Annotated in this window: 14 protein-coding genes; all 14 read right to left on the reverse strand. The window is 57.2% G+C overall.

Translation table 11 applies throughout. From position 1 onward, the window contains the following. Window positions 1-4: 4 nt before the first annotated feature. The gene (locus ACFE7X_RS14835; protein ID WP_375436461.1) at window positions 5-3,178 is read right to left on the reverse strand and encodes a SusC/RagA family TonB-linked outer membrane protein; all 3,174 of its coding nucleotides are present in this window, start codon (window positions 3,176-3,178) and stop codon (window positions 5-7) included. 490 nt (window positions 3,179-3,668) lie between these two features. After that, complete coding sequence (locus ACFE7X_RS14840; protein ID WP_375436462.1) at window positions 3,669-5,027, reverse strand: M20/M25/M40 family metallo-hydrolase; 1,359 nt, start codon at window positions 5,025-5,027, stop codon at window positions 3,669-3,671. A gap of 181 nt (window positions 5,028-5,208) precedes the next feature. Further along, entirely contained in the window at window positions 5,209-6,537 is a 1,329-nt protein-coding gene (locus ACFE7X_RS14845) for a beta-ketoacyl synthase N-terminal-like domain-containing protein (protein WP_375436463.1), read from the reverse strand. Continuing rightward, complete coding sequence (gene bioA, locus ACFE7X_RS14850) at window positions 6,530-7,837, reverse strand: adenosylmethionine--8-amino-7-oxononanoate transaminase (RefSeq protein WP_375436464.1); 1,308 nt, start codon at window positions 7,835-7,837, stop codon at window positions 6,530-6,532. Before bioA ends, ACFE7X_RS14845 begins: the two co-directional genes overlap by 8 nt. Before the next feature lie 79 nt (window positions 7,838-7,916). Beyond that, a complete protein-coding gene (bioD, locus tag ACFE7X_RS14855) occupies window positions 7,917-8,537 on the reverse strand; it encodes a dethiobiotin synthase (protein ID WP_375436465.1) in 621 nt (206 codons plus the stop codon). 319 nt (window positions 8,538-8,856) lie between these two features. After that, window positions 8,857-9,390: a DinB family protein gene (locus ACFE7X_RS14860; protein WP_375436466.1), complete on the reverse strand. Its 534-nt coding sequence runs from the start codon at window positions 9,388-9,390 to the stop codon at window positions 8,857-8,859. Window positions 9,391-9,692: 302 nt separating this feature from the next. Continuing rightward, window positions 9,693-10,829 (reverse strand): aminotransferase class I/II-fold pyridoxal phosphate-dependent enzyme, encoded by a 1,137-nt coding sequence (locus tag ACFE7X_RS14865; RefSeq protein WP_375436467.1) that lies wholly within the window; start codon window positions 10,827-10,829, stop codon window positions 9,693-9,695. Then, window positions 10,829-11,431: a hypothetical protein gene (locus ACFE7X_RS14870; RefSeq protein ID WP_375436468.1), complete on the reverse strand. Its 603-nt coding sequence runs from the start codon at window positions 11,429-11,431 to the stop codon at window positions 10,829-10,831. Before ACFE7X_RS14870 ends, ACFE7X_RS14865 begins: the two co-directional genes overlap by 1 nt. Window positions 11,432-11,520: 89 nt before the next feature. After that, window positions 11,521-12,525, reverse strand: coding sequence for a biotin synthase BioB (gene bioB / locus ACFE7X_RS14875; protein WP_375436469.1), 1,005 nt, complete (start codon window positions 12,523-12,525; stop codon window positions 11,521-11,523). A 405-nt stretch (window positions 12,526-12,930) separates the two neighbouring features. After that, on the reverse strand, window positions 12,931-13,320 hold the full coding sequence (gene yiaA, locus ACFE7X_RS14880) for an inner membrane protein YiaA (protein ID WP_375436470.1): 390 nt from the start codon (window positions 13,318-13,320) through the stop codon (window positions 12,931-12,933). A gap of 114 nt (window positions 13,321-13,434) precedes the next feature. Next, window positions 13,435-13,983, reverse strand: a complete 549-nt coding sequence (locus tag ACFE7X_RS14885; RefSeq protein ID WP_375436471.1) for a sugar O-acetyltransferase — start codon at window positions 13,981-13,983, stop codon at window positions 13,435-13,437. Window positions 13,984-14,043: 60 nt separating this feature from the next. Beyond that, complete coding sequence (gene rluF / locus ACFE7X_RS14890) at window positions 14,044-15,078, reverse strand: 23S rRNA pseudouridine(2604) synthase RluF (protein ID WP_375436472.1); 1,035 nt, start codon at window positions 15,076-15,078, stop codon at window positions 14,044-14,046. A 333-nt stretch (window positions 15,079-15,411) separates the two neighbouring features. Then, the gene (locus ACFE7X_RS14895; protein ID WP_375436473.1) at window positions 15,412-18,291 is read right to left on the reverse strand and encodes an FG-GAP-like repeat-containing protein; all 2,880 of its coding nucleotides are present in this window, start codon (window positions 18,289-18,291) and stop codon (window positions 15,412-15,414) included. 516 nt (window positions 18,292-18,807) lie between these two features. Beyond that, window positions 18,808-19,857: a proline iminopeptidase-family hydrolase gene (locus tag ACFE7X_RS14900; protein WP_375436474.1), complete on the reverse strand. Its 1,050-nt coding sequence runs from the start codon at window positions 19,855-19,857 to the stop codon at window positions 18,808-18,810. Window positions 19,858-20,029: the final 172 nt, after the last annotated feature.

Here is a 20,029-nt window from a genome sequence, read left to right on the forward strand (position 1 = left end):
TGAATCAGAATCCTACGCGCAAGCCAAACACCAGGCTTTTGGTACCCAGGTTGCGGGCCTGCGCCCGTTCGCCCGATGTGGCGCCTAAATCGGCGGCTTCGGGGTCAAGGCCTTTGTAGTTGGTAAACAGGAACGGATTCACGGCATTGGCATAAACGCTCAGGTTGCTCATTTTCACCTTCGAGCTAATGGCCTGCGGTACGGTGTAAGTAAGCGAGATATTGCGCACCCGAACGAAGCTGCCGTTCACGAAAGCATAGCTCTCGTTGCCAACGGGGGCTTCATTTCTGTAAATAGGCCGTGGGAAGTCGTTGGTTGGGTTAGTTGGGGTCCAGTAGCTTCCTTTCTGACTCTGGAACACCCCGCCCAAACTGGTCGTGTAGCCGCTAGACACCATCTGCCCAATGCGAGCATACACCAAAAAGCTCAGCTCGAAGCCCTTGTAGTTGAGAGTGTTGTTGATGCTGCCCGTCCACTTTGGCCGATTCGACCCCAGCACCACGAAGTCGTTGGCGTTGATGACGTTGTCGCTGTTCTGGTCCACTACTTTGATGTCGCCGGGTACCCGGCCGTATACTTTGGCAGCGTCTTCCTCGCCCAACTGCCAGATGCCGTTGTTCTGGTAGCTGTAATACACGCCCAGCGGCTGCCCGATAAACCAGCGGTTACCGATGTCGTCTTGGGCACCGGAAGCCAGCTTCACGAATTCCTCTTTGTTGCGCGTGTAAATGAAGTCGGTGGCCCAGCGAAAGCCGCCCGCCGTTTCCACGTTGATCGTGGTCAGGCTGGTTTCGAAGCCACTGTTACGCGTTGCCCCAATATTCTGGAGGATGTTCACCACACCGCCGGCCGTGGGTAAGCCGCGCGGCAGCAGCAAATCAGTAGTGTTGGCGCGGTACACTTCCACCGAGCCACTCACCCGATTCTTAAACAAGCCGAAGTCCAAGCCCAGGTTGATGGTTGAAGTCCGCTCCCATTGCAAATCAGGGTTGGGAATGCCACCGAGCGTATTAGGCAGCGTGCCGGGTGTAGGCGAGTAGCCGTAGGCTGGTACTTCGTTGAAGGCGTAAGAGGACCGCTGCAAGGTGCCACCCGTGGTGTAGGGGTCCACCGAAGCCTGCCCCACGGTACCGTAGCCGCCCCGCAGCTTCAACTCGTTGACAGCCGTTACGTTTTGCAAAAAGCCCTCTTGCTGCAGCTTCCAGGCCACCGCTACCGAGGGGAAGAAGCTCCACTTGTTGCCCGGGGCCAGCACCGAGGCGCCGTCGGCGCGGCCGGTAGCCGTCAGCACGTACCGGTCCATGAAGCTATAATTCACACGGCCCATCCACGATTGCAACGTGCGTTTGGAGAAGCCAGAACTGAACCCGTTGGCAGCAGCTTGGTAGGTGGAGCTGATGTTGTACCACTTCTGGCTGTCGTAGGGTAGATTCACGGCGCTGACGAAGGAGCTTTCGCCGCGGTCGGCCTGCACGCTTTGCAGTGCCGTAATGCCCAGGCTGTGGTTTTCACCTAGCTGCTTGTCGTAGAAAAGCAGGTTTTCCACTACGTAGGTGAAACTCTGGCCCTGGTCGTAGGAGGCAAAGGAAGTGGAGTTGATGCCACCCCCGTCCCGGGCAATAGCCCGCGCCGACTGGAAAATACCGGTGCGGTTGTTCCGGAAGTCAGGACCCACGTTGAGGCGGTAGCGCAAGCCCTCCACGGGTAGTTTCACTTCCCCGTAAAAGCTTCCGAAAAAGCGGGTTACGCGTCGTTCGTTGAACGCATTGTCCACTTCGCGTAGCGGGTTGAAAACCGTAGGTACAACGGCAGGCATGACGATAAAGGTACCGTCCGGGGCATAGGGCGTCGCGTACGGAATCTGACCAACGGCGCGGCCGTACACGTCGGGCCCGTAGTTTTGAATAGCTAGGCTGGCATTGGTGGAAGCACCCAGCGTCACAATGTTGTTGACCTTATAATCCAGGGTTACGCGGGCATTGTAGCGCGCGAAATCCTGGCCCGGCTGAATACCTTCCTGGTTGAGGTAGCCTACCGACATGGAGGCCCGCAGCTTATCGGTGCCACCGCTGGCACTGATCTGATGGTTTTGCGTGAGAGCTGTGCGCAAAGCCAGTTTCTGCCAATCGGTGGTGCGCACTTTGCTGGCGTCGTATATTGGAATCTGGGTCACATTGGCGCCGTAGCGGGCGCGCTCTTCCTCGGTGGTGGGGCGAAAGGCCACCTTCCGCGCTGCGCGGTCTTCCCACTCGTAGCCGTCGGCAATGCCTTCCCAAGCGTTGAGGTCGTTTTGACCGAATAAAAGGAAATCCCGGGCCGGGTCAGCATACAGGGTAGGGTAGGTGTTGGTGTTGCGGTTGGCTTCGCGCTGCAGTTCCAGAAATTCGCCACCATTGAAGAGGTCTAGCGTGCGCGAGGCCTTGTCGATGCTGAAGTAATTGTTGTAGTTGAGCGTGAACTTGCCTTCCTGCCCGCGCTTGGTGGTGACGATTACCACGCCATTAGCGCCACGGGAACCGTAAATGGCGGTAGCGGAAGCATCCTTGAGCACCTCCACCGACTGAATATCCTGCGGGTTGAAGTCGTTGAGGCCCGAGCCCTGCGCCAGCGGAATACCATCGACTACATACAGAGGCTCGTTGGAGGCCCGCACCGAGCGGTTGCCCCGGATACGAATAGCGGGCGTTTCGCCGGGCCGAAAGTTGCCGCCGGCCACGTCCACACCGGCCGCGCGGCCTTGCAGGGCCTGCGTTAGGTTTTGGGTGGTTACCTGCTGAATCTGTCCTTCCGACACCGAGGATAAGGCCCCGGTTACGTCGCTCTTTTTCTGGGAACCGTAGCCAACCACCACCACTTCTTGCAGCGCCTTGGTGTCGGTGCCCAACACAATGGATACCTCCGAACGGCCATCAATTGGCACTTCCTGCGTGGCATAGCCGATAAAGGAGAAAATCAGGGTGCCCTGCCGATTAGGAACATTCAGAGAATAGCTGCCATCTGCCCCCGTTGCCGTACCTGTAGTGCTACCTTTCAATACAACCGTAACGCCGGGCAGGGGCGCTTTCGAGTCGTCGGCCGTAATCCTACCAGTTACCGCCTGGGCTACCGCGGCGGGCGCTATTGCCATTAGCGCGACTGCAACGGGGAGCTGCCGAGTCAAGCCATAAAGTTTGTCCATAAGACTGTGGGGTGAGGTTCAATAAATTCCACAGAAAGTACCCTGTTAAATTTCGCCTTGCCATCCCGCACTCTCCTGCCCGCAAACGATTACGGAGTTTTGCTCTACGCTTGTGCTCTTCTGCTATTGTAGTGGTCGTGGATGTACTGCGTGGCGAATTACCAGCAAGCACTCAGCTGGGCTATTACCCGCTAAGTAAGCTGACAAATTATCAGAAAGGGGATGAATGCTGGCAATTCGCCACGCATTATCCGGTCGGCTAATTAGGTGTAGTTACTAATCCTGTTCTGGTTGCTGGAGCAGATTATTAAGGGCTCGGTGCTGTTTTGCGGCAAGTAACTACCTGTACAAATCAAGCGTCGGGTTGTGGAGTAGCCAAGTGAGTGCAGGTAGGTGGTATTTCCAGTGCCGTTGGGCAATTAAATAGCAAAGCCGCCTACCGGCACCCATTGGGCGCAGGCAGGCGGCTTCGCAACCTAAGCTGAAAGGTTTAGCGCACGGGCTTGGGTGTCGCCGGCAAGCTCTCGTGGCCTTCGGCATCCACGGATACCACCCCGAAAATGAAGTTGTCTTTGCTGTGGGGCAGGTCGGCTTTGGTGTCGGTCACGAAGAACTTCTGCTGCCACTCGGGCGCACTGGTTTCGCGCATCAGCACGTAGTAGCCGGTTGGTTTTTCGCCAGCCTTGGGGGCCTCCCACTGAAGTTCGGTGCGGTTGGTGAGTTTGGCGGTGAGCACGCCCACGTTTCCAGGCGCGGCGGGCGCCAAGGCCAGATTAGCTAGGGTAGCTAGGTTGACACCGGTGTTTTTGCGCAGATACGCGAAGTCCATAAATTTGGCATGGTCGCCGTATTCTTCGCCGTTTTCGGTGCGCAAGTCCTGGTGCTGGTGGCGGAAGTCCTCGTTCATTTCCGAGAAGCGCACCGCCGTAAAGCCTTGCTGATTAAATGGGGTATGGTCGCCACCGCGCAGGAACCGGTCGGGGCGATACTCCAGCACCACCTCGTGGCCGGCAACGTGGTTTTTGGTGGTCGTACGGATGTAACGGGCGAGCTGGCGGCTCGGGGAGTCGTTTTCCGAAGACAGGGTGCGACGCAGGCGGGCTTCTTCGGGCGTTTCGTTGGCAGGTACACCCTCACTGAATACGCGCAGTTGGGTGGTGTTCTTGATTTCCGGGTCGTGGCCGGTGGAGTTGCCCATGATGTCGTTGTTGAGCATGGCCACGAGGTTCCAGTTTTCAGCTTTGGCGCGTTTGGCCATGTGCGTCGAGCCGTAGAGGCCCTGCTCTTCGCCCTGCACCGCCACAAAGATGATAGTGGCCGGGAATTGCTGCTTGCTCATCACCCGCGCTAGCTCCATCACAGCCACCGTGCCGGAGCCGTCGTCGTTGGCACCGGGCGCGTCGGCCGTGGCGTTCATCACGTCGGTAACGCGCGAGTCGATGTGCCCGCTCACCACGAAGATGCGCTTGTCGGCGGGGTCGGTGCCGGGCAGCGTGGCCATGACGTTGGCCATGAGCACGGGCCGGTTGATGCGGCGGCCGTCGGGCTTGATGGTGAAGGTGTCCTGCTCGACTTTCAAGCGGCCCCCGCTGGCTTTGCTGTACTTCTTGAACTCGTCTTCCACCCAATTGCGGGACGCACCGATGCCGCGCTTCTTGCTTTTGGTGTCCGACAAGGTATGACGAGTGCCGAAGCTCACCAGCTTGTCGACGTCATCCCGCAGGTTCTTTTCCGATATTTCCTCCACCATTTTGGTGATAGCAGGGTCGGGCGTGGTAGTAGGTTTGGTTTGGGCGAAAGCGGAAACCGTAAGGCCAAGAGTAAGCAAGAAAAGAGTAGAGCGCAACATTCAGTTGGTTGATTAAAGTCAGGAGCAGAGACGCGCAGCAACAAGAAGCTGCTGCGAATGCCATGCAATGTAATGCCAACGAGAATTTATAGCACTTTCAATAAGGGAAACGCCTGCTTTTTGCCATAATTCCAACAGAATGTAGCGCAAAGCTGCTGCGCTTTTGCGTAGCAGCTTTGCGCTACAGCATCGACACCAGGACGCTGGCCGCATTGCCCCCAAAACCGGCCGCATTTACCAGAATGCGCCGGAGAGGTTGAATTGGGGCTGGCGCCAGATCAGTAGCGAACGGGACTGATGGCCACTGCTGCGTTTCAAGGACATGCAAGGCAAAATCCAAGCTCAGGGCGGCTGATGCTCCCAGCGTGTGCCCCACCAGCCATTTGTTGGACAGTAGCGGCGGCAGTTCCTCCCCGAAAATTGCGTGCAGAGCCGCCCGTTCCGAAGCATCACCAGCCGGGGTGCCGGGGCTGTGCAGCACCACGGCGTCTACCTCAATAGGAGTGCGGCCCGCTTGGCGCAAGGCATGGCCAATAGCCTGTTGAAAATGCTGTCCATCGGGTGAAAGACCGGTTTTGCTGGCAATAGCTTCAAACCCAAATCCCACGGCTTCCAACACGAATACGGGTTGAGAGAGTTGCCGAAGTTCAGTAGTCAGCATCGAAGCATCCACCTTTTCCAGCGCGAATACGGCCGCACCTTCGCCTAACACAAACGAGGAGGGCCGACCGGCACCCGGTCGGCAGGGCCATTCGGTAGCCGGAAACGTGGAATAGATGCCCAGTGTGTGCATCTGGGTGAGCGTGAAATCGGTGAGGGGCGCTTCGGTGCCGCCGGCCAGGAAGCGGGTAGCCATGCCCGCCCGCAGCCACGCCACGGCATTGCCGAGCGCCTGGAACGCGCTGCTACACGTGCTGGAATGGCTAAGCGCCGCGCCGCCGGTACTGCCCGCATCAAACGCCACCCAACTCGCCACATTCCCAAGCGTAGTCAGCGGCGAGGCAGCAACGGGCACCATTCCATCCGTTAGAAAGGCGCGGTGAAACTGCTCTAACCGCTCCGTAGCCCCGCGGCTGGAACCGATACTCACGCTTATTTCAGGTTGCTGATTGGTGATTGATGCTTGTTGATTGAGGGTTCCAGTATTGCTGCTAACGGCTGCTTCGGTAAGCGCATTGTTAGCTACTGAAACTTGAAAAGCATCCAACTGTCCGACCGCAGCCTTGTGCGCCTCAGCAACCCAACCAGCTTCAGTTGTCGCCTGGCGAGCGGCCAGCAGCGCCAGCAGTACCGTTCGGTCGAGCTGGCGGTAGGCGGGGTGGGCACGGCGGAGCGCGGCTACAGCTTCTTCGGTGGCCGTAGGCAACGCGGCCACGGGCAGTTGGTGCAACCCTACGCTTCGTGTTTGGAAAGGCGAGGCCCCAGGAGATAAATAGGCCGCCAAGTCAGTACCGAGTGCGCAGGCCCGGCCCCGACCCCGGATAACAATCAAGCCTTCTGCGTTAGGCATGGGCGGCGGAAGAAGTAAGCGTAAGTACCAACTCTCGCATTTGCCGCAATACTTGATAGAGCTTCTCCAACTCTTCGTTGGTAGTGCAGTAGGGGGGAAGCAAGTAGACCACGTTGCCAAGCGGCCGCAGGACCACGTGGTTGCTCAACGCTAGTTGATACAGCGCGTCGCGGAGGTTGCTGAAGTAGCTGGTGTTTTCGCCGGGGTCGTACTCGACGGCCAGCATGGTGCCCAGGTGCCGCACCGCCCGAATGCCCGGTTGCCCCTCTATTTCCTGCCGGAAAGTGGCGTGCGCGGCTGCAATGCGGGCCCGTTGGCTGGCGCACTCAGCGGCGCGGGTGCGTTCCAGACTGGCTAGGGCCGTCGTGGCGGCTATGGGGTTGGCGGTGTAGGAGTGACCGTGGAAGAGGGTTTTCAGCCGGTCTTCACTTAAAAAAGCCTCGTAGATGGTAGCGGTGCAGGTGGTCAGGCCCATGGCCATAGTGCCCCCCGTCAGGCCTTTGGAAAAGCACATGATGTCGGGCAACTCGGTGAGTAACTCACTGGCAAACAGCGGCCCGGTGCGACCGAAGCCGGTCATCACTTCGTCGGCAATGCAGAGCACGCCTTGGCGGTGGCAGCGGCGCACTAGTTCATCGAGCACTGCCGCTGAATACGTGACCATGCCCGCCGTGCCCAGCAGCAGCGGCTCGAAGATAAAGCCGGCCACGTCAGAGCGAGTCACCACGGCGTCCAGCTGGGCCAGCACCTCGGCTTCGCGGCCCGGTACTGGCACATCAATAAACTCCACATCAAACAAGTACGACCCAAACGGCGCCGTAAAAGCGCCTCGTCCGCTCACCGACATAGCCCCGAACGTGTCGCCATGATAAGAGTCGCGGAAGCAAATAAAGGTGCGGCGTTCGGGCTGGCCCTGGTTGTGGAAGTACTGCATCACCATTTTGAGGGCCACTTCCACGGCCGTGGAGCCGTTATCGGAGTAGAACACGCGGGCCTGATTGCCGGGCAGGATTTCCAGCAGTTGCTCGGCTAGTTCCACGGCGGTGGGGTGCGTGAAACCGGCGAACAGTACGTGCTCCAAGGTGTGCAGCTGCGCACTTACCCGCGCCGCAATGTGCGGGTGCGCGTGCCCGTGCAAATTCACCCACCACGACGAAATGCCGTCCAGGTAGCGGGTGCCGTCTTCCGCAATCAGCCAGGAGCCTTCGCCGCGCACAATGGGCACTGGCAACGGCGCGGTTTGCATCTGGGTGTAAGGGTGCCACAATACGGCGTGGTCTCGTTGGGCAAGAGTAGGCATAAAGCAACAACAAAATGGGCCGGCAAAGGTAACAGCTCCGCCGTATTGCCACGCCGCATCAAGCCCCAACACTACCAGATTACAACCCGAACCACGCCCGGAAGGTGGCCGCGTACCCGCTCACCACCGTGGCTGAAACTTTCGTTTCCGGCCGCAGCCGTGGCATCAACGGAACGTTGGTGTGTTGACTGATGAAATCTTCGGTCGCCGGGGTTGGGTCACCATTGAATACAAGGCCCCGTACCCGCAACCCGCGTGCCTGCAAGGCTTCCAGCGTGAGCAGGGTATGGTTGATGCTGCCCAAGTAGTGCCGCGAAACCACCACTACATCGAGCTGAAATTGCTGCGCCAGATCGGCTATCAGCAAGCCCGGCGCCAGTGGTACCAGCAGCCCGCCCGCGCCCTCCACAATCAAATGGTTGTCGGTGGCCGGTAGCTGGAAATCAATGGCCCGCAACTCCAGGCCTTCAGCAGCGGCAGCGGCGTGGGGCGAAGCCGGCATTTGTAGACGGTGCCGCTCGGGCCAGAACTTACTCACTGGGTTCTGCACTAGGCTGCGCACGGTAGCCGCATCGGTGGTAGGCTCCAGTCCGGCTTGCACCGGCTTCCAGTAGTCGGCCTGCAATGCCTCAGTCAGGATAGACGATACAAGGGTCTTGCCTACGTCAGTGCCAATGCCGGTGATGAAAAGTTTTTCCAAACGAGAATCAGCTAATATGCCCCAACGAATTATGCCGGAGGCTAGGTCTATTTAACGGCAAAGATGCGTGAGTTTCTCTTAAAGATTAGAGCGGCTAACGTTTAAGGTTTGACGAAAACAGAGTATTTCGTGCTGCGTCTGCTCAATATTTATATAGATAATATTGTTTGAAAAGTTTAATAGTCATTCATCCACCTCAAACCACTGTACGGTATTAATTTACCGCTGAGGCTGAATTATCTTGTCCGCTTTTGTTAAGATTTTTGTTGAAAGCAGCTTTATGTTTCAGCTAGTTAAATAAATGCTCTTAAATAAATAATTATGTAAAAGTTTTAAGTAGTTGTGCCACTTGCACCGCGTGCCTGTCGATATGAAACTTCAAGAATTCAATGCGCTGCTGAAAATCTAAAGCACCCGAAATTGGGTGGGGGTGTGCTTGCAGGCGCAATTCATTTTCTTTTAAATCCTCACCAAATGTAGTAAGTACCTCTTGCAGGCTGGCCAGTGAAGCTTTCCAGAAAGACAAAGTTCCACCCAGCCGGGGTGCGGCAATAGCAGGTACTTTCTCTTTAGGTTGCCATGTGCTATCTATTATTTTTTGGATGGGCAAATTCTTATGAACTGATTCATAATTCCGTTCTATAGTGCCCTCTCTGATTGCATGAATGGTTTTCCACATGCCGAATATTCCTCCTTGTTCGGCCCAAAAAAGGTGTTCGGTAATTTCAATTACATTCCATACTTCCGGGTCTGGTTTCCAACGGGCCTTTGTATCCTCAACATCGTTTAGCGCGCCCAAAAACAATGTACGGGCAGCCGACACGTCTTGAACGAGCTGTTGGACCTTATTCATACAACACAGCCTTAAGCCAGAGAGGAATTAGATGAATGCAAGTTGCTGCTATTTGACATTTTTTATTGGAAGCGGATTAATTAGAAAATTTCTACAAACGAACAGGTGTTGCTAACAGTGGAATAATTAAAAGAAATAGCCATTAGCAGCATAAGCTTATTTTTTGGAAGGAGGCGAAGGTATGCTTCTCGAAAGCTTTGGCTGGTAAGAGTAAGATAGCAAATTCATCTGCATCACATGACAATGAATGGAACACCTATATCGTCAAGCCGTGCGAGCCTGTTTCAAGTACTTGCCATTCACTACTGCCTGCCCAACACCGCCGCCAATCCGTTGACTTCCTCTTTGGTGTTGTAGCTGTGCACAATGAGCCGCAGCCGCTCCGTGCCCACCGGCACCGTGGGTGAGACAATGGCCCGCACGTCGAAGCCAGCTTGCTGAGCGGCGGCGGCTATGCGGCGAACCGCTTCAGGGCCAGGATTATTAGGGAAGAAAACCGGGTGGATGATGTGACTTTCCAATGGCACGCGCAGGCCGGACACGGCATTAAGTGTACGTTTCAAATACGCGGAAAGCTCGAATAGCTGCTCCCGCTCCAGTGTTAGATCGGGCAATACGTGGTAAGCTGCCGCTAAGCCGGCTACGGTGAGCGGGGGCAGGGCCGTGGTGTAAATGAAAGGGCGGCTGAAGTTTAGCAGATAGTCACGCAATACTGCGGAGCCAGCTACTGCGGCTCCCTGGCTGCCCAAGGCTTTGCCAAAGGTGAGGATGCGGGCAAACGTATCCACCTCCAAACCCAGCGCCGCCACCAATCCTTCGCCGCATAGTCCGTAGATACCGTTGCTGTGCGCCTCATCCACTACTAAGTACAAACCTCGTTCCCGGCAAAAAGTCGCTAGCTCCGGAAGCGGCGCCATGTCGCCATCCATGGAATATAACGCTTCCACGGCAACGAATACGGCACCGGTAGCGCGGGCTAGGCGCCGCTCTAAATCCGCTAAATCGTTGTGGCGGAAGCTCCACGCGGTGGCGAAACTACTTCGGATACCATCTTTCACGGAGGCATGCGAGGCCTCGTCGTAGAGGATGGTGTCGCCGCGGCGGGGCACGGCGGAGAAGAAGCCCATGTTGGCCGCGTAACCGGAGTTGAAGAGCAATGCCGCTTCAACTCGGTGAAATTGCGCTAAGTGGGTTTCTAATGATTCGGCCGCAGCTGAGTTGCCAGTGAGCAGCCGAGAGCCAGTGCTACCTGCTGGCTCTGCTGTGGCCTGCTGTAAGGCTGTCCGCACTGCCGGGTGGCAACTCAGACCGAGGTAGTCGTTGGAGCTGAAATCCACCAACCCGGCCGCTACTTGCGTGAGCCTGCGGCGCGTACCAGTTGTTTCGCGTTGGGCAAGCTGTTGGGCAAGGCGCTGATGGAGAGGAGAGAGTGAGGGCATTATTTTTTCTTCCTTTCGTCAGGCAATGGGAATTGTCGAGGCAGGCCCAATGAATCTGGCTGCCATCCTAACGAATTTCGTGCTTCCTGCCGGACGGAGGTTTCTATTACTTGCTCATTAAGCATGCTTAAGCTAGCAATGTGAAGGGCAACATCAGGCAAGGCATCTTCATAGAGGATGTACGTGCGTCTACCTATCCAATACAGGGCGCCTTCCACATTGCTGGGTCTGGGCGGGCCGTAGCGGCGGGTAAGCTCCTGCAGGATAAGGCGAGATTTCTGTTCCTTTTTCAGTTGGTAAGTTACCCCGATAAACTGGCCACCCCGGAACCAGAATTCAGGCCGCACCTTTTGATGAGCTAACATCACTGTGTCACCTGCTGGTAGTAGGCCGTAGATACGGGTTGTACTCCATCGTTTGCCCATGCCCGAAAACTGCGGCCTTAAACCCAGAACCTTTTCTTCCGGAGTGCCGAACGCAACCCCATGCACTGCATACACGGAATCAAGCCGGCGCAATGCAAACATGGCGCCGGTGGTTTGTGCTACACTACAAAGCGGAGTTATTCCGAGAAGCAGCAACCAAACATACGCTTTACTCACAGGGAGTTTAGGATTAATCTAGAATAAAAAAGCTCCTTCGGCTCAAGAAAACTTAACCGAAGGAGCAATACTGACTGGGTGAAGTTTGACTACGCGCCCACCGGAATTTCCTTGCTCAATACCACGGCACCTTCTGGCACGTCCTTGAACGATTTACGGGGCTTCAAGCCGAGCAGGGCAAACATCTGCTTGTCGGCATCGAAGTCGGGGTTGGGGGTAGTGAGGAGCTTTTCGCCGCTGAAGATGGAGTTAGCACCGGCCAGGAAGCACAAGGCTTGCTCGGTAACGGGCATTTCCTGGCGGCCAGCCGAGAGGCGCACCATGGTGTTAGGCATCAGAATGCGGGCCGTGGCTATCATGCGCAGCATTTCCCACACGCTCACGCGGGGTTGGTCGGCGAGGGGCGTACCGGCCACGGGCACCAGCGCATTCACCGGCACCGACTCGGGGTGAGCCGGTAGCGTAGCCAAGGTGTGCAGCATGGCAATACGGTCTTCGTCGGTTTCGCCGAGGCCGATGATGCCGCCCGAGCACACCGAAATACCGGCTTTGCGCACGTGTTCGAGCGTGTTCAGCCGGTCGTCGTAAGTGCGGGTGGTTATGATTTCCGAGTAGTGCTCGGCGCTGGTGTCGAGGTTGTGGTTGTAGGCATAAAGGCCGGCTTGCTTGAGGCGCTCGGCTTGGTATTCGTTGAGCATGCCCAGGGTGCAGCACACTTCCAAGCCGAGGCCGTTCACTTGCTCCACCATACCGAGTACCCGGTCGAAGTCTCGGTTGTCGCGGATTTCGCGCCAAGCGGCGCCCATGCAGAAGCGGGTGCTGCCCGAGTCTTTGGCGCGCTGGGCTGAGGCCAGTACCTCGGCGTCGGGGAGCAGTTTGTGGGCTTGCACGCCGGTGTGGTAACGGGCCGCTTGGGGGCAGTAAGCGCAGTCCTCGGGGCAGCCGCCGGTTTTCACGCTCAATAGCGTACACACTTGTACCTCGCCGGTGGCTTGCGTCTGCGCATGAATGGCCGCCGCTTGCGTCACGAGTTCCAGCACGGGCTGGTTATAGATAGCAGTTACTTCTTCGAGAGTCCAGTCAATGCGAATCATGTGTGGGAAAAGGTTGGGTTCGACGGCTGCCAACCTGGCAAGACAAGCGGCCCGCCAGCGTCGAAATTGCACAGCGGTCCGCAAGATACAGGAGAAGTGGTTTCGGCAATGCAGCAAGCCTTTGATCTGACGCAGTATCTACCTGCGGCACCTTACTCAGTGGCCCCCGCGTAAGGTCGGGATTTAGTTGTGGCATTACCTGTAGCGGCGCCATTGAGGCAAGGCTTCCCGCATAAATTTGCGGGAAGCTGTTGGGTTGAAGAGTTAGGCTTTGCGGTGGTAATTGGGATTATAAAGTCCTGGTTATCAATAGGTTTAACACAGTGCTAACAACTGCCGCCCGTAGGCCATGCTAAGCGAAGTCGAGGAGAAAGGATAGCGCAAGAAAATACGCCGAGCAGGGTACTACGAAGCGCTACGACTGTCGCGCGTGTTTTTCTGCACGGCAATGGCACCAAACAAGGCCAGCATAAACGACATAGCATAAAAGCCTTTTTCACTCAGCGCCAGCGTAGCATTCCAGAGGCCTACGGCCAGCAGCAGAATGGCTGCCAGCGTCGCAAACCAGCAAAGACCATAGTAGATGTTGGTGACAGGAATATTTTCCAGCTGGTCGCGGACGCTCTTTTGCAGCGAAACCGCCGCAAACAAACCAAACAGCAGAATCGTGAAGTAATACCCTTTCTCGTTGAGGAGCATGGTAGCGTTCCACAAACCCACCATGTAGGCGGTCATGCCGACCACTAGGGCAATCCAGGAAGCGGCAACAAAGGCGTTGGAAGGCTTCTGATTCATAAAACAGGCTGTGTAAGAATAAGCGAAATTGCCGCCAGCCGGCAAAACTGCGGTCTGTCGCCCCCAAACATAGCAATAAGTTTATATGAAGCTTTACTGGCTAGCTAAACGCTGCTAAGCGGGCAACTCGCGCAGCACCCGGCACGGGTTGCCCACGGCCACCACATTGGCCGGAATATCGCGCGTGACCACGCTGCCGGCCCCAATAGTAGTGCCCGCCCCAATGCTGATGCCGGGCATAACCAGCACGCCCGCCCCCAGCCACACATTGTTGCCGATAGTAATGGGGCGAGCAAATTCCCAGCCGGCCACGCGCGGCCCCACTTCCACGGGGTGGCCGGCCGTAGTCAATAGCACGTTGGGCGCAATGAACACGTTGTCGCCGATGCGCACGGGGGCGCAGTCGAGGATGGTAAGGTTGTAGTTGGCGTAGAAATTCTGGCCCAAGTGGATATTGCTGCCGTAGTCACACCGTAGCGGCGCTTCTATGTACGCGTCGGTTTCATAGCCCAGCAGTTCGGCCAGCACCTGCTTGTTGAGCTGCACGGGTTCCTGGTTGTAGCGGTAACACAAGGTTTTGGCCCGTAGCCGCGCCGCTACCAGCTCCGGGTCGTTGGCCTGGTACAGTTCGCCAGCCAGCATTAACTCTCGGGCGGTAGGCATAAGCATAAAAGCTAGTCAGGTGATGAATAGAGCAGAAACTTGAAAACAAGTAAATCAGTATCAGCGCTTGGGCCGGGCATTACGGCTGCTGCCGCGGGTGCCGGAGTTGCCTTTGGGCGTGCGGTTGGTGGTGCGTTTGGGGGCACTGCCTTTCTGAAAGAAGCTGCCCGGGCGGCTGGCGCTGGCCCCGCCACCAACTGGCCGGCCGGCCTTGCGAGCGGGCTTGTCGGTGGCGGAGAGTTGGTCTGCTTGGGCTAGTCTACCAGAGGCGGCGGTTTTGCGCGGGGGCTTTTCGCTGTGCAGCGTGACTTTGCGCGGAGGCCGCTCGGTCCAGACGGGAACTTCGGGCTTGGCATGCCGCCGCGGCAAAGAGCCTTCGCGCGTCCCAATAGAGTTTTCGGTCATCTCGAAAATCTCGGCCAGCTCTTTTTCCGTCAGCTCGCGCCAGTCGCCTACCCCGATGCCTTTGAGCGTGATGTTCATCACCCTGATCCGCTCTAGCTGCACTACCTCGTAGCCAAACGCCTCGCACATACGCCGGATTTGGCGGTTCATGCCCTGAATTAGGGTGATGCGAAAGATGTAGTTGGTTTCCTTTTTCACCTCGCACTTTTGCGTCATCACGCCCAAAATCGACACGCCATTGGCCATGGCCTCGATGAACTGGTCGGTGATGGGCTTGTCGACCATCACAATGTATTCCTTCTCGTGCTTGTTGCCGGCCCGCAGAATCTTGTTGACGATGTCGCCGTTGCTGGTCAGCAGAATCAGCCCCTGCGACTCTTTATCGAGCCGGCCGATGGGGAAAATGCGCACACTGTGCTTGATGTAGTCGATAATATTGCCCTTCACACCCCGCTCGGTGGTGCTCGTGATGCCCGGCGGCTTGTTGAAGGCAATGTATACGGCATCTTCTTCGGCCCGCGGCTCAATGGCATGCCCGTTCACCACCACCCGGTCTTTGCTGCCGACCTGCACGCCAATCTTGGCCCGCTTGCCGTTCACGAACACGTTGCCTTGCTCGATAAATTTGTCGGCTTCCCGCCGGGAGCAGAAGCCGCTTTCACTGATGTACTTATTGAGCCGGGTGGTCATAGTGCTGAATGCTTGGTTGTTGGAGCGGTTTTTAGGCTATAGCGCGAAGCCTGAGCTTCGCGTTTCGCTGCACGGTTGACGTCGCCCCGCTTCAACGACGACGTTGCCCGATACGCGAAGCAAAAGCTTCGCGCTACAGCCTCTGCCAACCGGTGCTTCAACCCAAGAACCGCACTGGTTGCGGTTGAGGAACCAATTGAAAAAGGCCCGCCAACGCATTTAACGTTGGCGGGCCGTAAAGGTACAACGGAAGCGGGGAGGCGGGGCAGCACTTATTTAATGCCCAGCCTCCCCGTACTGCCGAACAAGCAACCGCACTCGGCTTGGGTTGTGTTACTCCACGGCTAGGCGGCTCGATTGGGCGCCACTGCGCACTATGTACACGCCGGCCGGCAGTCCATCGGGCAAACGCAGTTCCTTGGTGCCCGAAGCATCGGCGGTAATGTGCACCACGCGGCGCCCCGTAGCGTCAAACACCTCGACCACGGCTCCTGGCGCCACTCCGGCCACGGTGAGCTGGTTGTGGGCTGGATTGGGAAATACGCGCAGCGTGCGGGCGACCTCGCCCAGGGCCACCGTCCGCACCGGCGAGTAGGTGGCCGTACCATCTTCGTCGACTTGCCGCAGACGGTAGTAGAGCAAGGCAACATCGGCTGGATACTGCGCATCATCGAAAGTGTAATCGGTGGGACGGGTGCTGGTACCCTGGGCGGCTACCTGACCAATCGACTGGAAGGTGCGGCCGTCGCGGCTGCGTTCCACCTCGAAGCGGTTGCTGTTCAACTCCGAAGCCGTGCGCCAGCGTAGCTGCACCGATGCGCGGCGGTGCGCGGCCGTGAAGCTGGTTAGCTCCACCGGCAGCGGCACGGCACTGCTGGTAAGAAAGAACTCTGAAAAGTGGTCGGCTACTTCCACTTCTGCCACAAACCAAGGCACGCCAGCCCGGGGAGTACTGGCCGGGGCCGTTAGCACTCGAAACTCGCCGTTGATGAAGTCATTGTTAGAAAGCTCACAGTCTTCATTGATGCCGCTGTATTGCGTGGTTCTGAGGTTGGTATAGGTCACGGTGGGGTCAACGGCCTGAAGCCGAGTCAACTCACTGTTCAAGCAATAGAAGCGCACATTCATGGTACTGTCCCGAAAGTTGCCGTTCGTGGCCTTCACAGCAAAGTTGCGGTCGAGGTAATAGTGGCCTCGCCCGTCCTGGCGCACCGGCGTAGCCGTGTTGACTGCCTGGAATTCGACCGTAACGCGGCCTAAGCTGTTGCCCGGCGTGTCTTGCAGAGCGGCCACTACCTCCCGGTCGGCAGTCAGTAAGTAGTGCCACTTTCCGTCGCCGATGGCATTGTAAGGTTCGGTAGCAAGGCAACGGGTCGTGCCGTCGTACACTTTCAGCACCTCAAAGGCTGAGCTGGTGCTGCTAGCAGGCGAATTGGTTACCACCACCGGGCTATTGCCCACTGCTGCGTTAGCCGGTACTATGGCCGTAAGGGAGGTAGGAGAGGTAAGCGTTACGCCGCTAGCGGGCACACCACCAAAGCTGACGCTGCTGTTGCTAGTGAAGTTGGTGCCCGTGATAGTTACGGGCATTCCCGCCAGTTCGGCGGCCGAACTCAGGCTGGTAATGGTGGGCGTTTGTACCTGGTCTTGGTTGAGGCGCACGCTCACAGAATTAAAGAGGTAATTAGCAGCGAGCATATCCAAGTCGCCGTCCGCGTCTACGTCGCCTAACGTCACACTGAGTGGGTTTCGGCCTACTGCTATATTCTGGTTGCCACTGAAGATGCCGGCGCCATTGTTGAGGCGGACGCTTACCGTGCCGCCGGTGGGGTCATTGTTAGATGTAAGCAAGTCTAAGTCACCGTCGGCGTCCACATCGCCCACGGCTGCGCTCAATGGAACATCGCCCACACTCACCTCCTGGTTACCACTGAAGGTGCCGGTGCCACTATTGAGGCGGACACTCACTACGTCGTTGTCGATGCTGGCCGCGAGCAGGTCCAGGTCGCCATCGGCGTCCATATCGCCCACTGCCAATCCTTGAGGGCGGACACTCACGGCTACGTTCTGGCCGCCGCTGAACAGCCCGGTGTTGGAACCCGTAGCATCGCCGCCGTTCAGGCGCACGCTTACCGAACTGCTGGCGTTGTTGGTGGCGAGCAGGTCCACGTCCCCGTCATTGTCCACGTCGCCCACGGCCACCACCTGGGGCTGATTGCCCACGCTCACGTTCTGGCTGCCGCTGAACGTACCGGTACCGTTGTTGAGGCGGACGCTCACCGTGTTGCTGCCTGCGTTGGCGCAAAGTAAATCCAGGTCCCCGTCGCCATCTACGTCACTTGTCACCACGCTGGAAGGTGTATCTCCCACATTCACGTTCTGGTTGCCACCAAAAGCACCACTGCCGTTATTAAGCCGTACGCTTACGGTGTTGGTTAGGCCAGCCGGAGGACTACTAGCATTTGCAGAAAGCAAGTCCAAGTCCCCGTCGCCGTCCACGTCGCCCAAGGTTATACTGAAAGGAGCCGTGCCCACGCTCACGTTCTGGTTGCCGCTGAAGATGCCGCTGCCGTCGTTGAGACGTATGCCCACCGAGCCCCCAAAATCTCTGGCCGTCATTATATCTAGGTCGCCATCCCCATCTATGTCGCCCACCGCCATACTCCTGGGGTTGCCGTTTACGCTCACCTCCCGACCGCCGCCAAATGTGCCCCGGCCGGCGCCGCCAACAGCGGTAGTGAACTGATAAACGTGCTTGCTGGCCGCAACACCAGTTGTGCTTAGCAACGTGGCCGGAATGGTCGCAAATACGGTTTCGCCGGGCTGGAAGGCCGTTGTGGGGGTAAAGGTAACCGTGCCTCCATTGGCGTTGTAGCTACCTGCCTTCTTGCCCTCGGCTCGCGCCGAATACACGCTAAAGTTATTGGCCGTTGCCGCGCTGATGCTTTCCGAGAAGGTAACCGCCACGGGCGTGGAGCGGGCGGCGGTTATAGCATTGCGCGGCGGCGAGAGGGTCGCAACAGTCGGGGCCTGGGCCATCATCGTACCTGCCGGAAGCAGGCCTAGTAGCAGACTGCGCAGTGCCCCAGCTAGGGGCCGCTTGGCAGCAAATAGCCGACGAGGAAGCTGGGAAGTGGCTGCGAGGGATGCGTTTAAGCGCACTTCGGCCGAAGTCCTCTTCAATGAAACCGAGAAAAAGTAGTTGTATTTCATGCTGCGTTGCGCTATCAGATCTGGAAATGCCTACGGCAATTCATCGATTGCCGCACCTTATTTCCTTCAAGAAAAATCAGGATTCAGGAAGTTGACGCCTACTAGTAACAGTAGCTTCTTGAGTTAGAGCAGCAGATGCTGTTCTTTGCGCTCCGCAGAAGTCCTATACAACGCTGCTTGCCGTTGTACTGCTGGCCATCGAGACGCCTTGTGGTACTGCTCCCGATTTTTGTTTGAACAGAAAATCCTCCAGTTCTTAACAGTAGAGCGTGTGTTTGAAATGAAACAGTGTTGTTCAAAACTAATAAATATTGTTGCAAAAACGGCGCTCAAGTTTATAAATACCCTGTTCTTGCTGCCTTTGTCTCCGGGCAAATTGGCCCTTCCCTCCATCACAACGGCTCGGCCCACTAGCCCATGTTAAGCTAGCAAACCGAGCCGTTGTGATGGAGAAGCGAATAAGGCCTTGAAGCTGGACAGCCACAAAGTTCTGCCTGGAATGGCAGTTGCTCTTCTCTATAGCGCCACCTTCTTCTCGCCTTTGTTTACGCCCAGAATAAACTTAGTGAGCCCGCTCATGTAAGTCTGCTGGTCGTCGTAGAAGCTCATGTGGCTGCCGTTAGGGCATATCAGGGCCGTGCCGTTCTGCACTTGGGTGGCAATGCGGCGCATGTGTTCGGGGTCCATGGTATCGTACTGGCCGCCGATGGAGAGGACCGGCACACTAAGCTTGGGTAGGTCTTTGGTTCGGTCCCAGGTGGTGAGCTTGCCGGCAATACCGAACTCGCTCGGGCCCTGCATGGTCACGTAGAGCGACTGGTTCATCTTGGCGAAAGAGCGGTTGACGGGTTCGGGCCACTGCGCAAGCGGGAGGCGGCAGATGTGCTCGGCGTAGAAGTTGGGCAGTAGCAGTTCCATGTAGCGCGGGTTTTGGAAGTCTTTGCGGGCTTCAATCTGCCGGATTTCGGCTAGCACTTCGGGCTTCATTTGCTTGGCCAGCACCTGTTGCGCGTACTTGCCGTACTCGGGGCAGCTCATCATCATGTTGGAAATGACAAGCCCTTTCAGGTTCTGCTGGTACTTGAAGGCGTACTCCGCGGCCAGGATGCCGCCCCAAGAGTGCCCGAGCAAGTAGAAGTTGTCGTTGGTTAGGTTCAGGGCTTTGCGTACCTGCTCGACTTCCTCCACGTAGCGCGGCAAACTCCACATGGCCGTGTCCTTGGGGTTGTCGGAGTTGCCGCAACCGAGCTGGTCGTAGTAGATGAACTCGATGCCCTCGGCCGGCAGGAAGTTCTCCATGCACTCGAAATACTCGTGCGTGGCGCCGGGGCCGCCGTTGAGCAGCAGCACCTTCATCTTGGGGTTGTTGCCGAAGCGCTTGGTCCAAACGTTGAACTTGCCTTTGGGCGTGGTAATCGGAACAATTTGCACGCCCCCGTCCTGCACACCCGTTTCGGTGCGCTGGAAATAGGTGGGCGCCGGCGAAGCGGCCGTTTCTTGTTTGGATTGAGTGGTGCAGGCGGCAGTGAGCAGCAGGGCAGAACAGAGTAGTTTTTGGATTGACATGGCAACAGTAGTCGAGTGCAGTGTCTAAACGTACTGATAATCCAGCCACAGCCAAAACCAAACGCGGGCTGCTCTCCAGAGAGCAGCCCGCGTTTGGTATAATGGATTGTTGTTCCGACGCAGGAGGAATCTGGGTGAAGCCTCCACCGACTTTAACTCAGATTCCTCCTGC

The sequence above is a fragment of the uncultured Hymenobacter sp. genome, assembly GCF_964242765.1.
Taxonomy (GTDB): domain Bacteria; phylum Bacteroidota; class Bacteroidia; order Cytophagales; family Hymenobacteraceae; genus Hymenobacter.

Excerpts from the sequence above, each read along its gene's own strand:
- rluF (WP_375436472.1), bottom strand. The coding sequence starts at position 15,078 with ATGACCACCCGGCTCAATAAGTACATCAGTGAAAGCGGCTTCTGCTCC.
- bioA (WP_375436464.1), bottom strand. The coding sequence starts at position 7,837 with ATGCCTACTCTTGCCCAACGAGACCACGCCGTATTGTGGCACCCTTAC.
- ACFE7X_RS14835 (WP_375436461.1), bottom strand. The coding sequence starts at position 3,178 with ATGGACAAACTTTATGGCTTGACTCGGCAGCTCCCCGTTGCAGTCGCG.
- ACFE7X_RS14885 (WP_375436471.1), bottom strand. The coding sequence starts at position 13,983 with ATGCCTACCGCCCGAGAGTTAATGCTGGCTGGCGAACTGTACCAGGCC.
- ACFE7X_RS14865 (WP_375436467.1), bottom strand. The coding sequence starts at position 10,829 with ATGCCCTCACTCTCTCCTCTCCATCAGCGCCTTGCCCAACAGCTTGCC.
- bioB (WP_375436469.1), bottom strand. The coding sequence starts at position 12,525 with ATGATTCGCATTGACTGGACTCTCGAAGAAGTAACTGCTATCTATAAC.
- ACFE7X_RS14860 (WP_375436466.1), bottom strand. The coding sequence starts at position 9,390 with ATGAATAAGGTCCAACAGCTCGTTCAAGACGTGTCGGCTGCCCGTACA.
- ACFE7X_RS14900 (WP_375436474.1), bottom strand. The coding sequence starts at position 19,857 with ATGTCAATCCAAAAACTACTCTGTTCTGCCCTGCTGCTCACTGCCGCC.
- ACFE7X_RS14840 (WP_375436462.1), bottom strand. The coding sequence starts at position 5,027 with ATGTTGCGCTCTACTCTTTTCTTGCTTACTCTTGGCCTTACGGTTTCC.
- ACFE7X_RS14845 (WP_375436463.1), bottom strand. The coding sequence starts at position 6,537 with ATGCCTAACGCAGAAGGCTTGATTGTTATCCGGGGTCGGGGCCGGGCC.
- yiaA (WP_375436470.1), bottom strand. The coding sequence starts at position 13,320 with ATGAATCAGAAGCCTTCCAACGCCTTTGTTGCCGCTTCCTGGATTGCC.
- ACFE7X_RS14895 (WP_375436473.1), bottom strand. The coding sequence starts at position 18,291 with ATGAAATACAACTACTTTTTCTCGGTTTCATTGAAGAGGACTTCGGCC.